Consider the following 15,823-nt stretch of genomic DNA (forward strand, 5'->3'; position numbering starts at 1 on the left):
ATTAGCATGCCGATCGTGCGCAAGCGCACATTTTTTCTCTCTGTCCTGGCACAAGATGAGTCACCATGTTGTTTCAAGGATTCTTTTGTTTAACAAAAAGTTGATTTTTTGTGTGTTATTTCGTTTTTTGTTTACGTATAATCGCCGCCGAACATGGATTCCTACAATAAAACTCTGTAGTTAAGGAAAGAACTCAATGGCTATCGAACGTACCTTCTCCATCGTCAAGCCGGATGCGGTCAGCAAAAACCTGATTGGTGCCATTTACAGCCGCTTCGAAAGCGCCGGCCTGAAAGTCATCGCCGCCAAGATGCTGCACCTGACCAGCGAACAGGCCGCCGGTTTCTACGCCGAGCACCAGGGCAAGCCGTTTTATGATGGTCTGGTCGGCTTCATGACCTCTGGCCCCGTCATGGTACAGGTGCTGGAAGGTGAAGACGCCATCCGCCGTCACCGTGAAATCATGGGCGCCACCAACCCGAAAGAGGCGCTGGCCGGCACCCTGCGCGCCTGCTACGCCGAGAGCATCGATCGCAACGCCGTCCACGGCTCCGATGCCCCGGCCTCTGCCGCCCGTGAAATCGCCTACTTCTTCTCCGACGACGAGATCTGCCCGCGCGGCTGATGTTGTCTGCTGGTGACCAAGGGAGCTTCGGCTCCCTTTTGTTTTTTGGTCATCCTGCCAATATCCACTTATTCTCCAGGTGGAAAGCCAGACCCATTATTTGTACAATGCCGCCCCCTGACGTAGGTCAGCCGATAATTTATGAAGTGTGTGAGCTGAGGCCCCTGATGAGCGAAACAAAAACCAACCTGCTGGATCTCGACCGGGATGCCATGCGTGCCTTCTTCGTCGAGTTGGGCGAGAAGCCGTTCCGGGCAGACCAGATAATGAAGTGGATCTATCACTTCGGTTGTGATGATTTCGATCAGATGAGCAACGTCAACAAGGCGCTGCGCGAGCGGCTCAAGGCCATTGCCGAGATCCGAGCCCCCGAGATCAGCCGTGAACAGCGCTCCGCCGATGGCACCATCAAATGGGCGCTGCAGGTGGGCGATCAGGAGGTGGAGACTGTCTACATTCCGGAAGCGGACCGCGCGACCCTGTGCGTCTCCTCCCAGGTGGGCTGCGCCCTGGCGTGCACCTTCTGCTCCACCGCCCAGCAAGGGTTCAACCGCAACCTGAAAGTCTCCGAGATCATCGGCCAGGTGTGGCGTGCCGCCAAAGTGGTGGGTGGCAAGCGCCCCATCACCAACGTGGTGATGATGGGCATGGGTGAGCCGCTGCTCAACCTCGCCAACGTGGTACCGGCCATGAAGCTGATGATGGATGACTTCGGCTTCAGTATCTCCAAGCGCCGCGTCACTCTCTCCACCTCCGGTGTGGTGCCGGCGCTGGACATGCTGGGCGACCAGATCGACGTTGCCTTGGCCATCTCCCTGCATGCGCCGAACGATGCGCTTCGCTCCGAGATCATGCCGATCAACGACAAGTACAACATCGAAGCCTTCCTTGCCGGGGTACGTCGCTATCTGGCCAAGTCCAACGCCAACGGCGGCCGGGTGACCGTGGAGTATGTGCTGCTCGATCACATCAACGACGACATGCAGCATGCCCATGAGCTGGCCAAGGTCCTCAAGGAAACCCCTTGCAAGATCAACCTGATCCCGTTCAACCCCTTCCCGGGCAACCCGTTTGGCAAGCCGAGCAACAGCCGTATCGACCGTTTCTCCAAGGTGCTGATGGAATACGGCCTGACCGTCATCGTGCGCAAGACCCGTGGTGACGACATCGACGCCGCCTGCGGCCAGCTGGTGGGGGAGGTGATCGACCGCACCAAGCGCACCATGAAAAATCGGATGCAACAGGATGGGATTTCCGTCAAAATGGTTTAACTCCTAAGCCATTGTATAGACAGGAAATGGATATCCGTACATTGATCGTAGTGGCAGCGCTCTGTGCGCTGCCAGGCTGTGTCACAGAGACCACTTACGCTGGCCAGAATTCGACCCAGCGTGAAGTGGGTCCCGACCTCAAGGCCGCCGCCCAGACTCGTCTCGATCTGGGTATCCAGTATCTGCGCCAGGGCAATGCCGAGCAGGCCAAATTCAACCTCGACCGCGCCCTTCAGTACGATCCCAACAATCCTCAGGTCTACATCGGTTTTGCCTATTTCTATCAGCAGGTGTCGGATTTCAAGGCCGCCGAGGCGAGCTACAAGAAAGCGCTGGCCATGGATCCGTCCAATGCTGACGCGATGAACAACTATGGCGCCTTCCTCTGCAACCGTGGCCGCTTCGACGAAGCGGAAAAGGCGTTCTTGCAGGCCGTCAGCCAGCCCGATTACGTGAAGATCGCCGATACCTACGAGAATGCGGCGCTCTGCTCGATGCAAAATCACAGAAATGACAAGGCTGGCGAGTATTATCGTCTGGCCTTGGGGTATAATCCCCGCAATCCTAGGTTATTGCTGGACATGGCCGAGCTTTCCATGAAAGATGGCAAGCTTCCTGATGTCCAGTCTTACCTCGCGCGCTTTGCCGATGTGGCAGAGGAGAACGAGGAGAGCCTCTGGCTCCGGCTGCGGCTGGCCCAGGCCATGGACAAACCGGCATTACTTCACCAATTCGGGACTGAGCTGGTAAGGCAATATCCCACTTCGCAACAAGCCAAGCGTTACTTAGCCAATGACTACTGAACAGCCACACGATTTCCAAGACGACTCCCAGGCAGCGGGCCCAGGCCAGCTGCTGCGCAACGCCCGTGAACAGCTCGGCTGGACCCGGGAACAGGTTGCGTCCCGCATTCACCTTCGTCTGACCCTGATCGCCGCCATCGAAGCGGATACCTATGACAAGCACACGTCCCATACCTTCATTCGTGGCTATCTGCGGGCCTATGCCAAGCTCGTGGGCATCCCCGAGGAGACCATCCTCGCCGCCTACGAAAAGCTGGGACTGACTCCCCCCGACAATATCGACATGCAGAGCTTCTCCCGTCGCTCCCGCCAGCAGGCCAATGACAGCCGGCTCAAGGTGGTGACCTGGCTGGTGATCCTGGTGCTGATCGGGCTCTCCGTCGCCTGGTGGTGGCAGAGCACGGCGCGCCGCTCTGCCGGTGACGACGCCTTGGCGGCGACCGAGATGAGCGCGACCGTCAATACGCCGGAAGCGAATGTTGCCCCCGCCGTGGAGGTCGCCGAGCCGGTGCTGCCCGCAGCGTCCGATGCCGTGTCCACCCAGGTTGTGGTGAGCGGTGCCACCGCGACCCTGCCTGTGGTCGCTACGGATGCCAGCGCAGCCGTCCAGACGGACGTTTCCGGTGCGGTCTCGACTGCCGAGAGCACGACCACCGAGCCCGCCAAGGCGCCCCAGCTCAAGATGAGCTTCACCGCCGATTGCTGGCTGGACGTCAAGGATGCCAACGGCAAGACCCTGTTCAGCGGTCTGAAGAAGGCAAACGACGAACTGGTACTGGAAGGACCCGAGCCACTCAGATTCATCATTGGCGCGCCCATGGCGGTCAATCTCGAATATCAGGGCAAGTCCTTCGACATGAGCCGTTACAACAACGGCCGGACTGCCCGCTTCTCACTGCCGCAGGAGTAATCAGTCCGCCATGTCTGTTCACGAAAAGCCCGCACACGAATCACCCATCGTTCGTCGCAAATCCAGACAGATCATGGTCGGCAACGTGCCGGTTGGGGGCGATGCCCCCATCACGGTACAGACCATGACCAACACCAAGACCACGGACGTGGCCGCTACCGTCGAGCAGATCCAGCGGATCGAGCGGGTCGGCGCCGACATCGTCCGGGTCTCCGTCCCCACCATGGAGGCGGCGGAAGCGTTCAAGCTCATCAAGCAGCAGACCCGCATCCCCATCGTGGCCGACATCCACTTCGACTACCGCATCGCCCTCAAAGTGGCCGAGTACGGGGCCGACTGCCTGCGCATCAACCCGGGCAACATCGGCAACGAAGAGCGGGTGCGTGCGGTGGTGGATTGCGCCCGTCACTACAACATCCCCATCCGGATCGGCGTCAACGGCGGTTCCCTTGAGCGTGATCTCCAGGAGAAATACGGCGAGCCGACCCCGGAGGCGCTGCTGGAGTCCGCCATGCGCCACGTGGATTACCTGGATCGCCTCGACTTCCAGAACTTCAAGGTGAGTGTCAAGGCGTCCGATGTCTTCCTGGCGGTCGGAGCCTATCGCCTGCTGGCAAAGCAGATCGATCAACCCCTGCATCTGGGCATCACGGAAGCGGGCGGTTTTCGCGCCGGCGCGGTCAAGTCCGCCATCGGCCTTGGCATGTTGCTGAGCGAAGGGATTGGCGACACCCTGCGCATCTCTCTGGCCGCCGATCCGGTGGAAGAGGTGAAGGTGGGCTTCGACATCCTCAAGTCCCTGCGCATCCGCTCCCGCGGCATCAACTTCATCGCCTGTCCCTCCTGCTCCCGTCAGGAGTTCGACGTCATCGGCACTGTCAACGCCCTGGAAGAGCGGCTCGAAGACATCATCACCCCGATGGATGTCTCCATCATCGGCTGTGTGGTGAACGGTCCGGGGGAGGCGCTGGTCTCCGATCTCGGCCTTGCGGGCGCCGCCAACAAGAGTGCCTTCTACGAGGGGGGCCAGCGGGTCGACCGGCTCGACAACAAGGATTTGATCCCGACCCTGGAGCGTCGCATCCGTGCCCGGGCCGCCATGCTGGATCCGGCCAACCAGATCCAGGTGGACAAAGGTTGAACCATGACGGGGCCACCTGGGGTGGCCCCGGCTTTAGGTTGTTGATTTTACATCCCGCATCCGGGCACCCGATTTTACCTCGGGGTCGAAAATCCCTATAATGCGGCCAAATTTTACCTCTTTTTCTCGAGTATCAACGTGGCAAAACAGATCCAAGCTATTCGCGGTATGAATGATTGCCTGCCGGAGCAGAGCCCGGTATGGCAGAAAGTAGAACAGATCCTGCGCCAGGTCGTGGCCAGCTATGGCTACAGCGAAGTGCGCATGCCCATCGTCGAGCAGACCCATCTGTTCAAGCGTGCCATCGGTGAAGTGACCGACGTGGTCGAAAAAGAGATGTACACCTTTGAAGACCGCAACGGCGACAGCCTGAGCCTGCGTCCGGAAGGGACCGCCAGTTGCGTCCGTGCCGGCATCGAGCACGGTCTGCTGTACAACCAGGAACGCCGGATGTGGTACATGGGCCCCATGTTCCGTCACGAGCGTCCCCAGAAAGGCCGTTATCGCCAGTTCCACCAGTTCGGGGTCGAGCTGTTCGGCATCAACGGGCCGGACATCGATGCCGAGCTCATCATGCTGACCCACCGCCTGTGGCGTCTGTTCGGCATCAGCGATCACGTGACCCTGCAGCTCAACACCCTCGGTCAGAGCAGCGAACGTGCCGCCTATCGCGATGCCCTGGTCGCCTATCTGGAACAGTACAAGAGCGAGTTGGACGAAGAGAGCCAGCGCCGCATGTACAGCAACCCCCTGCGGGTGCTCGACTCCAAGGACGAAAAAGTGCAGGCCATCCTGGCGGGTGCCCCCCGTCTGTTCGACCACCTGGGCGAAGAGAGCCTGGCTCACTTCGAAGGGCTCAAGCGCCTGCTCACGGCGGCCGGCATCCAGTTCGAGGTGAACGAGCGTCTGGTGCGCGGCCTCGACTACTACAACCTCACCGTGTTCGAGTGGGTGACCAACAGCCTGGGGGCCCAGGGCACCGTCTGTGCCGGTGGTCGCTACGACGGCCTGGTGGAGCAGCTCGGTGGCCAGCCGACCCCGGCGGTGGGCTTTGCCATGGGCATGGAGCGTCTGGTGCTGATGCTTGAAACCCTCGAACTCAATGCTGACATCCGCCCGGCGGTGGATGTCTATCTCTGCATGGTGGGTGAGGGGACCGAGCAGGCTGGCTTTGCCCTGGCCGAGCGCCTGCGCGATGCTCTGCCGGACTTGCGCCTCATGAGCCACTGCGGCGGCGGCAACTTCAAGAAACAACTCAAGCGTGCCGACAAGAGCGGCGCGGCCATTGCCCTGATCCTTGGGGAGACCGAGGTGCAAAGCGGGGAGATCACCATCAAATATCTGCGTGGCCAGGCCGAGCAACAGACCGTCTCGGTCGATGCCGCCATCGCCCTGCTGGCAGCGAAAGGAGAGTAAGCTGTGGAAGTGTATACCACTGAAGAACAACAGGTTGAGGTCATCAAGAGCTGGTGGAAAGAGAACGGCACCTCGGTGATCGCAGGAACTGTTATCGGTCTGGTCGGCCTCTTTGGCTGGCGCTACTACAACGAGATGCAGCAGAACAACCAGGAAGCCGCCTCCCAGGCTTACAACGAGATGACCGCCCAGCTGGCCAGGGGGGACGACGCCGCCCTGGAGCAGGCAAAGAGCTTCATTACCGCTCACAAGGGTGACGCCTATGCCGAGCTGGCCGCCCTGCAACTGGCCGCGGCCGCCGTCAAGGCGGGCAAGCTGGATCTGGCTGCCGAGCAGCTGACCCAGGTGGCCGCCAGTGGCGACGACAGCATCAAGCCCATCGCCGCCCTGCGTCTGGCACGGGTCCTGAGCGATCAGGGCAAGGCTGACGAGGCCCTGGCCCAGCTTGGCAAGATCAACAACGACGCCTTCAAGGCCCAGGTGGCGGAAGTGCGCGGCGATATCCTGCAAAAGCAGGGCAAGGCCGAAGAAGCGCGCGATGCCTATCAGGCGGCGGCGGATGCTGGCGGCCTGCAGAGCAGCGCCGAACTCAAGCTGAAGATGGATGATCTGGCGCTGCCAGCCGTCACTGCGGGCGAGGCACCGGATGCGTAATCTGTACAAGCGAATGGCGCTGGGGGTGGCTGTCTCCTTCGCCTTGCAGGGCTGCTCCCTGTTCAGTTCGGAAGAGGATCTCAACCCCATGGCGCCCCTGCCCAAGGTCGAGTCCGCGTTCACTGCCGATACCGCCTGGTCCTCCTCGGTCGGGGATGGCATCGGCGACTTCTACTCCCAGCTCAAGCCGGTGGTGGAAGAGGACCGCATCTATGCAGCGGCCCGCGATGGCGATGTGACCGCCTTCGAGCGCGAGAGCGGCAAGGAGCTGTGGAGCGTGGATCTGGCAGATCTGCCCATCAACGCCGACAAGCGCAGTGCCCGTCTCTCCGGTGGCCTGGTCTCCCGCTACGGCAAGCTGTTCCTCGGGTCCGAAAACGGGGTGGTCTACGCCCTGAACGAGGCCAACGGCGAAGTGCTGTGGCAGACCACGGTGCCGGGGGAAGTGGTGGCGAGCCCCGCCGTCGAGGATGGCCGCGTGGTGGTGCTGACCACCTCCGGTCGCCTGGTGGCGCTCGATACCGACGAGGGCAAGCTGCAGTGGACCCTGTCCGAAGAGCAGCCGCCCCTGACCCTGCGCAGTGCCGGCGCCCCCATCATCACCAACGGTGCCGTCATCTATGGCCGCGCCGATGGCAAGGTGGGCATCGCCCTGCTGAGCAACGGCCAGCCGGTGCGTCAATCCAAGGTGGCTGACCCGCGCGGCGCCACCGAACTGGATCGGATGGTGGACGTCGATGCCAGCCCGCTGATTGCCGGTGATGAGCTCTACGCCATCGCCTACAACGGCCAGTTGATGGCGCGCAAGCTGATGAGCGGTGACGAAGTGTGGAAGCGCAAGTATTCCGGTTATCGCGATATGGCGGTGACCGGCAATGCCATCGTGCTGACCGACAGCCGCAGCCATCTGTTTGCGGTCGATCGTCGCAACGGTCTCGAGCTGTGGTCCAACACCCAGCTGGAAAACCGCACCGTGACCGCCCCCGTCATCCTGGGTGACTATGTGGTGGTGGGCGATGTGGAAGGTTACCTGTATTGGCTGGACCGTACCGACGGGACCATCAAGGCCATGCAGCAGCTCGACAGCAGTGGTCTCTATGCCGCTCCGCTGGTGGAGGGTGACACCCTGTATGTGCAGAGCCGTGACGGCAAGTTGTACGCCCTCAAGCGTCCTTGATCGTCCGATAATGTGAATATCCGGCTCCTGGTCTTCGGACCCGGAGCCTTTGTCGTCTTGAGAATGAGGCTTTTATGACTCCTGTAGTTGCCCTGGTGGGCCGCCCCAACGTGGGGAAATCCACCCTGTTTAACCGCCTGACCCGTACCCGGGATGCCCTGGTTGCCGACTTCCCCGGCCTGACCCGGGACCGCAAATATGGCCAGGCGAAGCTGGGCGAGCTGGAATTTATCGTGGTCGATACCGGCGGTATCGATGGCACCGAGGAGGGGATCGAGCTGAAGATGGCCGAGCAGTCCCTGCTGGCCATCGAAGAGGCCGATGTGGTGCTCTTCATGGTGGATGCCCGTGCCGGTCTCACCGCGGCGGATCAGGCTATCGCCGAGCACCTGCGCAAGACCCACAAGAAGGTGTTTCTGGTGGCCAACAAGACCGACGGCATCGACGGTGACTCCGCGGTGTCCGAGTTCTACGGTCTGGCCCTGGGCGAGGTCTACCAGATGGCGGCCGCCCACGGCCGTGGCGTACTGAGCCTGCTGGAGCTGGCCCTGGCCCCCCACCTCGAGACCCTGGTCGGCTCTGCCACCGAGGCACAAGAGGAAGAGGAGCTGGAGGAGTTCGACGAAGAGGCCCTGCTGCGTATGGTGGCCGCCGGTGAGCTCGACACCCGGGAAGACACCAAGGAGACGCCGTTCGCCGACCTGCCCATCAAATTTGCTATCGTCGGTCGTCCCAACGTCGGCAAGTCGACCCTGACCAACCGCATGCTGGGTGAAGATCGGGTCATCGTCTACGACATGCCGGGGACCACCCGCGACTCCGTCTACATCCCCATGGAGCGCGACGATCAGAAATACGTGGTCATCGACACCGCCGGCGTGCGTCGCCGTGGCAAGGTGCACGAGACGGTGGAGAAGTTCTCCGTCATCAAGACGCTCAAGGCGATTGAAGATGCCAACGTCTGCCTGCTGGTCATTGACGCCCGGGAGACCATCACGGATCAGGACTTGAGCATCCTCGGCTTCGTGCTCAACAGCGGCCGCTCCGTGGTACTGGTGGTCAACAAGTGGGACGGCCTGGATCAGAAGGTGAAAGAGGACGTCAAGAACGAGCTGGACAGACGCCTGGGCTTCATCGACTTCGCCCGGGTGCACTTCATCTCCGCCCTGCACGGCAGTGGCGTCGGTCACCTGTTCGAATCCATCAACGAGGCTTACGAGTCCGCGACCCGCCGCACCAGCACCGCCATGCTGACCCGCATCATGCAGATGGCCCAGGAAGATCACCAGCCGCCCATGGTGAATGGTCGCCGGGTCAAGCTGAAGTATGCCCACGCCGGTGGTTACAACCCGCCGCGCATCGTGATCCACGGCAACCAGTTGAACGACCTGCCTGACTCCTACAAGCGCTACCTCATCAACTACTTCCGCAAGTCGTTGAAAATCATGGGGACGCCGATCCGGGTGGAGTTCCAGGAGTCGGTCAACCCGTTCGAGGGCAAGAAGAACACCCTGACCCTGAGCCAGGAACGCCAGCGCAAGCGCCTGCTCAAGGCCAAAGCGAAGAAATAAAGCCCTGCGGCTGCCCTTACCGGCAGCCGTTTTTCTTGATGGCCCTCCTCAGGGCAGACAAACCGGGGGAGGGGCTGCGAGTGACGCCGGTGCACAGTGACGTAAAGAGGAGTCGAGAAGAGAATGAACACGCTGACCTGCCCTGCCTGTCAGGGCGAACTGGACAGCCGCAGCCGGGAGACGACGTGTGGCCAATGTCAGGCCCGTTATCGCATCCGGGCCCTGTGTCCTGCCTGCGGGCAGGAGCTGGAGCGGCTTAAGGCTTGCGGCGCGGTGGATTATTTTTGCAACCACTGCAACACCCTGGTCTCCAAGCGCACCGTTCTGTTTGAAGCGCAGCCTGACAAGGCATAAAAAAACCCGGCTGATGCCGGGTTTATACTGTGTGCTCCGCTATCAGCAGCGTGAAGGAGCGGTTTCTGTGCCAGATCTTGCGTTTCATGTCGGCCAGCTTGAGCTTGCGTCTCGGGCTCCAGGCACATTTGGTTTTTCGGGCCAACATGGCTCTTCTGCGTGCTCGCATCCTGTTCTCCTCCCTGGTCTTGCGTGGGGTCGAAAGGGCCCTTGGCAGGAACTGCAACGCAATGAATACATTGCAATAAGTTCGCTCCAGCGCCCCTCGTATACCCAAGGATGGTAACAGAGAACAGGGCAGGAAAACACACCCCCGGCGAGGCTAGGGGGTGATGATCTGTTTGACCACTTCGGCGATGATGGCCGGACGCTGCGCTTGCACGTCCGGCTCGCTGCTGTCGTCCTCGTCCAGCTCCTCCCGACGATGGGCCTTCTGCTGTTCGTTGTCGAGCCAGAGCAGGCTCTGGTAGTACTGGCGCACGTTGTTGACATAGTTGCGCGCCTCGCCGCCACGGGCATAGCCATAGCGCACCTTGCGATGCCAGCGTGACTGCTGCAACAGGGGCAGCACCTCTTTCACGTCGCTCCAGGCGTCCGGGTTCTTGCCCAGCTCCTTGGTCAGGCGGCGGGCATCCATCATGTGGCCGTAGCCGATGTTGTAGGCGGTGAGGGCAAACCACACTTTCTCGTCCGCCGGGACCGAGTCGGGCACCTTCGCCATCATCTCCTGCAGGTAGCGGGCGCCCCCCTTGATGCTCTCTTCCGGGTGGGTGCGATCGTTTACCCCCATCGCCTTGGCGGTCGGACCGGTGAGCATCATCATGCCACGCACCCCGGTGTAGGAGCGTGCCTGGGGATCCCAGTGGGATTCCTGATAGCTGATGGCGGCCAGCAGCCGCCAGTCGATATCCTTGGCGTGGGTCTGGAACAGAGCCTGGTACTTGGGCAGCAGGCTCTTGGCCCGTTGCAGGAAGGTACGGGTGTCGACGAAGTCGAAGTTCTGCACGTGGCCGAAGTACTTCTCGTCGAGCTTGGCGATGGCGCCATCCATGAAGCGCTGACCGAAGAAGTCGATGATGCTGGCGTAGAGGCTGTCGTCGGGCAGCTTGGTCATGGCCCAGGCCACGGTCTGCTTGCTGGCGAGGGTCAAGCCCTCGGTGAGTTCGGGGTAGTAGCGCTGGGTACGGGCCAGTATGGTGTCCTGCACCACCGTGTAGTCCACCTTGCCGTCGGCCACCTGCTTGAGCAGCTCTTCCACGTCCGCATCCCGATTGGTGCTCCACTTCAGGTTGGGGTACTGCTTGGCCAGCTCCTTCATCAGGTCCTCGCCGGTGGAGCCCGCCGGCACCACTATGCTGCCCTTGATGTCACCGAGGTTCTTGGGCCTGGAGGAACCGTTGCGATAGACCAGCTTGGGGGAGACCTGGTAGAAGCCTGGGCCGAAGCGGAACAGCTTGCGCCGCTCCGGGGTCACGACGATGGCGGCGGCGGCGAGATCCAGCTTGCCCTTTTGCAGTTGCTCGACCAGCTCGGCGGTGCTGTAGGCCGGTACTATGGTCAGCTTGACCCCCAGCCAGTCGGCGTAAAGCTGCGCCAGCTCGTAGTCGAACCCCAGTGCGGTGTCGTCACGCTGGTAATAGGAAGTGGGGCCATAGAGGGTGCCAACCCGGATCTCGCCTCGCTGGCGGATCTGCTCCAGTTGGCTGGAGGGGTGGTAGAAGTCGCAACCGGCCAGGGCCAGCGTCAACATCATCCCGATGAACAGTCGAAAAATGCAGCGCAAGTAGGTGAGTACCCTTGTTGAAAAAAACGGCATTTGTCAAAAAAGAGGCACCTTTATACCAGAGAGTATGAAGGGAGTCACACCGCGCGAGATGAGAAAAACGTTTGTTCAGGATGGGCCTGATCCCTATAATACGCGCGTCTCAAATCCCCCCACACTCTAAAACTTGGTGAGAAAGGTATATGGAAATCTTGCGTGGTGCCCCAGCACTGTCTGAGTTTCGTGTCCACAAGCTGCTGCAGAGCTGCGCACAGAGAGGAGTAGAGATAGCAAGCGTCTATGCGGAATACGTGCATTTTGCCGAGCTGACGAGCCCGCTGTCGCCCCCCGAGCGAGCGACCTTGGGCCAGCTTCTGCGCTACGGCCCGACCATCCCGGAACACACCCCCAGCGGTCAGCTGTTCCTCGTTACCCCCCGCCCCGGCACTATCTCCCCCTGGTCTTCCAAAGCAACCGACATCGCCCACAACTGCGGCCTGAAACAGGTCAAGCGGCTGGAGCGCGGCATTGCCTATTACGTGCAGGCCAAGGGTGAGCTGAGCGTGGCCCAGCGTAGCGAGATCGCGGCCCTGCTGCACGATCGCATGATGGAAGTGGTCTTTGCCGAGATGAACGAGGCCGCCGCCCTGTTTGCTCACCACGAGCCGCGCCCCTTTACCCAGGTAGATGTGCTGGGTGGTGGTCGCGCCGCCCTGGAAGAGGCCAACGTGACCCTGGGTCTGGCCCTGGCCGATGACGAAATAGATTACCTGGTGACCAACTTCACCCGGCTGGGTCGCAATCCCAACGACATCGAGCTCTACATGTTTGCCCAGGCGAACTCCGAGCACTGCCGCCACAAGATCTTCAACGCCGACTGGACCATCGACGGCGAGCAGCAGCCCAAGTCGCTGTTCAAGATGATCAAGAACACCTTCGAGCAGACGCCGGACCATGTCCTGTCTGCCTACAAAGACAACGCCGCGGTGATGGAAGGCAGCCAGGGTGGCCGCTTCTTCCCGAGCCCCGCCAACGGTGAGTACCAGTATCACCAGGAGCGCGTCGACATCCTGATGAAGGTGGAGACCCACAACCACCCGACAGCCATCTCTCCCTTCCCGGGTGCCGCCACCGGCTCCGGCGGCGAAATCCGCGACGAGGGTGCGACAGGCCGTGGCGCCAAACCCAAGGCGGGCCTGGTGGGCTTCTCCGTCTCCAACCTGCGCATCCCCGGTTTCGAGCAGCCCTGGGAGCAGGACTTCGGCAAGCCGAGCCGCATCGTCAGCGCCTTTGACATCATGCAGGAAGGGCCCCTTGGTGGCGCCGCCTTCAACAACGAATTCGGTCGCCCAGCCATCCTGGGTTACTTCCGTACCTTCGAAGAGCAGGTGCCGAGCCACAACGGCGTCGAGGTGCGCGGCTACCACAAGCCCATCATGCTGGCGGGTGGCATCGGCAACATCCGCAGCGAGCACGTCCAGAAAGGGGAGATCCCGGTGGGGGCGGCCCTCATCGTGCTGGGTGGTCCGGCCATGAACATCGGCCTGGGTGGCGGCGCAGCCTCCTCCATGGCGTCCGGCCAGTCTGCCGAAGATCTCGACTTCGCCTCCGTGCAGCGTGACAACCCCGAGATGGAGCGTCGCTGCCAGGAAGTGATCGACCGCTGCTGGCAACTGGGGGACGACAACCCCATCGTCTTCATCCACGACGTGGGCGCCGGTGGTCTCTCCAACGCCATGCCGGAGCTGGTGAGCGACGGGGAGCGCGGTGGTCGCTTCGACTTGCGTGCCATTCCGAACGACGAGCCGGGCATGAGCCCGCTGGAAGTCTGGTGCAACGAATCCCAGGAGCGCTATGTGCTGGCCGTGGCCCAGGACAAGCTGCCTCTGTTCAAGGCCCTGTGCGAGCGCGAACGCGCCCCCTATGCCGTCATCGGCACCGCCACCGAAGAGAAGCATCTCACTCTCTCTGATGATCACTTTGACAACCAGCCCATCGATCTGCCGCTGGACGTGCTGCTTGGCAAGGCGCCCAAGATGCACCGCGACGTGCAGAGCCTGCCCGCCCAGGGCAAGGCGCTGCAACTGGACGGCATCACCCTCAGCGACGCCGCCGAGCGCGTGCTGCGCCTGCCGACCGTGGCGGAGAAGTCCTTCCTCATCACCATCGGCGATCGCACCGTAACGGGCCTCGTCAACCGCGACCAGATGGTCGGCCCCTGGCAGATCCCGGTGGCTGACTGCGCCGTCACCGCCGCGACCTACGACAGCTACCACGGTGAAGCCATGTCCATGGGCGAGCGCACCCCGGTGGCGCTGCTCTCTCATGCCGCCTCCGCCCGCATGGCGGTGGCCGAGGCCTTGACCAACCTGGCACCGGCCAATATCGGCTCCCTCAAGCGGGTCAAGCTCTCCGCCAACTGGATGTCCGCAGCCGGCCACCCGGGTGAAGATGCGGGTCTCTACGAAGCCGTGAAAGCGGTGGGCGAAGAGCTCTGCCCGGCCCTTGGCATCACCATCCCGGTGGGCAAGGACTCCATGTCCATGAAGACCCGCTGGCAGCAGGACGGGGAAGAGCGCAGCGTCACCTCGCCGCTCTCCCTGCTCATCTCGGCGTTTGCCCGGGTCGAGGACGTGCGCAATACCGTGACCCCGCAACTGCGCACCGATCTCGGTGAGACCGACCTTATCCTCATCGACCTTGGCAACGGCAAGCAGCGCCTCGGCGCCTCGGCCCTGGCCCAGGTTTACCGCCAGCTTGGGCAAAGCGCTCCGGATCTGGACAACCCGGTCCAGCTAAAGGGCTTCTTCAATGCCATCCAGGCGCTGGTGGCGGATCGCAAGCTGATTGCCTACCACGACCGCTCTGACGGCGGCCTCTTCGTCACCCTGACCGAGATGGCGTTTGCCGGTCACTGCGGCCTCGACATCCAGCTCGATCGCGTGGGTGGCGACCTGCTGCCGGCCCTGTTCAACGAGGAGCTGGGGGCCGTCATCCAGGTTCGTCGCGAAGACAAGGAAGCGGTGCTGACCCTGCTGGCCGGTCACGGTCTGGCAGCCTGCTCCCACGTGCTGGGCACGGTGCGCGAAGACGACCTCATCCTGTTCCAGCGTGCCGGCAGCGAGGTTTATCGCGCCAGCCGCACTGCCCTTCGCACCATCTGGGGCGAGACCAGCTGGCAGATGCAGCGCCTGCGGGACAACCCGGAGTGCGCCGATCAGGAGCATGCCGCCCGCCAGGACGCCACCGATCCGGGTCTGCAGGCCAGGCTCACCTACAACCCGTCCGACGACGTGGCCGCGCCCTATATCGCTCGCGGGGTTTCTCCCCGCCTGGCGGTGCTGCGCGAGCAGGGGGTCAACTCCCACGTGGAGATGGCGGCCGCCTTTGACCGCGCCGGCTTCACCGCTGTCGACGTGCACATGAGCGACATCCTCGAGGGGCGCATCAAGCTGGAAGATTTCCAGACCCTGGTGGCCTGTGGCGGCTTCTCCTACGGGGACGTGCTGGGGGCGGGGGAAGGCTGGGCCAAGTCCATCCTGTTCAACGACAACGCCCGTGAGCAGTTCCAGCGCTTCTTCGAGCGTGGCGATACCCTCTCCCTGGGGGTGTGCAACGGCTGCCAGATGATGTCCAACCTGCGCGACCTCATCCCGGGTGCCGATCTCTGGCCGCGCTTCGTGCGCAACCGCTCCGAGCGCTTCGAGGCGCGCTTCAGCCTGGTGGAAGTGCAGGACTCCCCGTCCGCCTTCTTCGCCGGGATGGCGGGCTCCGTGATGCCGATTGCCGTTTCCCACGGGGAAGGGCGCGTGGAAGTGCGCGATGCCGCTCACCTGGCTGCGCTGCAACAGAGCGGTCTGGTGGGGCTGCGTTTCGTGGACAACCGCGGCAACGTCACCGTGCAATACCCGGCCAACCCCAACGGCTCCCCTGACGGTATCACCGCGGTGACCAGTGCGGACGGCCGCGCCACCATCATGATGCCGCACCCGGAGCGGGTGTTCCGCACCGTGGCCAACTCCTGGCACCCGGACAACTGGGGTGAGGATGGCGCCTGGATGCGCATGTTCAGAAACGCGAGAGTCCGTCTGGGCTAAGCGTCAGCAAGAAACCAAAAACCGGCCCCTGTGGCCGGTTTT

At 62.2% G+C, this 15,823-nt stretch carries 12 protein-coding genes; 11 read left to right on the top strand and 1 reads right to left on the bottom strand.

Annotation, left to right across the window (positions count from 1 at the left end):
• Window positions 1–196 precede the first annotated feature (196 nt).
• The 10 genes from ndk (at window position 197) to ACB037_RS14085 (ending at window position 9,922) form a co-directional block, all read left to right on the top strand.
• Window positions 197–625 (top strand): nucleoside-diphosphate kinase, encoded by a 429-nt coding sequence (gene ndk / locus ACB037_RS14040; protein ID WP_045524435.1) that lies wholly within the window; start codon window positions 197–199, stop codon window positions 623–625.
• A 167-nt stretch (window positions 626–792) separates the two neighbouring features.
• Window positions 793–1,896 carry a bifunctional tRNA (adenosine(37)-C2)-methyltransferase TrmG/ribosomal RNA large subunit methyltransferase RlmN gene (locus tag ACB037_RS14045; RefSeq protein ID WP_010675052.1) on the top strand — a complete coding sequence of 368 codons (1,104 nt, stop codon included), beginning with the start codon at window positions 793–795 and terminating at the stop codon, window positions 1,894–1,896.
• Window positions 1,897–1,907: 11 nt separating this feature from the next.
• Window positions 1,908–2,699: a PilW family type IVa pilus biogenesis/stability lipoprotein TapF gene (tapF, locus tag ACB037_RS14050; protein WP_080768047.1), complete on the top strand. Its 792-nt coding sequence runs from the start codon at window positions 1,908–1,910 to the stop codon at window positions 2,697–2,699.
• Entirely contained in the window at window positions 2,689–3,609 is a 921-nt protein-coding gene (locus ACB037_RS14055) for a RodZ domain-containing protein (protein WP_319884707.1), read from the top strand. Before tapF ends, ACB037_RS14055 begins: the two co-directional genes overlap by 11 nt.
• A 10-nt stretch (window positions 3,610–3,619) precedes the next feature.
• Window positions 3,620–4,750 carry a flavodoxin-dependent (E)-4-hydroxy-3-methylbut-2-enyl-diphosphate synthase gene (gene ispG, locus ACB037_RS14060; RefSeq protein WP_010675049.1) on the top strand — a complete coding sequence of 377 codons (1,131 nt, stop codon included), beginning with the start codon at window positions 3,620–3,622 and terminating at the stop codon, window positions 4,748–4,750.
• A gap of 138 nt (window positions 4,751–4,888) precedes the next feature.
• Window positions 4,889–6,166, top strand: coding sequence for a histidine--tRNA ligase (gene hisS, locus ACB037_RS14065; protein ID WP_039038721.1), 1,278 nt, complete (start codon window positions 4,889–4,891; stop codon window positions 6,164–6,166).
• A gap of 3 nt (window positions 6,167–6,169) precedes the next feature.
• A complete protein-coding gene (locus ACB037_RS14070; protein WP_319884708.1) occupies window positions 6,170–6,820 on the top strand; it encodes a tetratricopeptide repeat protein in 651 nt (216 codons plus the stop codon).
• Window positions 6,813–7,997: an outer membrane protein assembly factor BamB gene (gene bamB, locus ACB037_RS14075; RefSeq protein WP_029314685.1), complete on the top strand. Its 1,185-nt coding sequence runs from the start codon at window positions 6,813–6,815 to the stop codon at window positions 7,995–7,997. Before ACB037_RS14070 ends, bamB begins: the two co-directional genes overlap by 8 nt.
• Before the next feature lie 74 nt (window positions 7,998–8,071).
• Window positions 8,072–9,568, top strand: coding sequence for a ribosome biogenesis GTPase Der (gene der, locus ACB037_RS14080; protein WP_010675045.1), 1,497 nt, complete (start codon window positions 8,072–8,074; stop codon window positions 9,566–9,568).
• A gap of 123 nt (window positions 9,569–9,691) precedes the next feature.
• A complete protein-coding gene (locus ACB037_RS14085; protein WP_069651392.1) occupies window positions 9,692–9,922 on the top strand; it encodes a zinc ribbon domain-containing protein in 231 nt (76 codons plus the stop codon).
• A gap of 322 nt (window positions 9,923–10,244) precedes the next feature.
• On the opposite strand, the gene mltF is transcribed toward ACB037_RS14085, so the two are convergent.
• Window positions 10,245–11,738, bottom strand: coding sequence for a membrane-bound lytic murein transglycosylase MltF (gene mltF, locus ACB037_RS14090; RefSeq protein ID WP_069785153.1), 1,494 nt, complete (start codon window positions 11,736–11,738; stop codon window positions 10,245–10,247).
• Window positions 11,739–11,887: 149 nt separating this feature from the next.
• Between mltF and purL the strand changes: the two genes are divergently transcribed.
• Complete coding sequence (gene purL / locus ACB037_RS14095) at window positions 11,888–15,781, top strand: phosphoribosylformylglycinamidine synthase (RefSeq protein ID WP_124243918.1); 3,894 nt, start codon at window positions 11,888–11,890, stop codon at window positions 15,779–15,781.
• The last annotated feature ends 42 nt before the right edge of the window (window positions 15,782–15,823 follow it).

Origin of the sequence: Aeromonas sp. S19(2024), from assembly GCF_041402625.1 — a bacterium.
Classification (GTDB): Bacteria; Pseudomonadota; Gammaproteobacteria; order Enterobacterales; family Aeromonadaceae; genus Aeromonas; species Aeromonas caviae.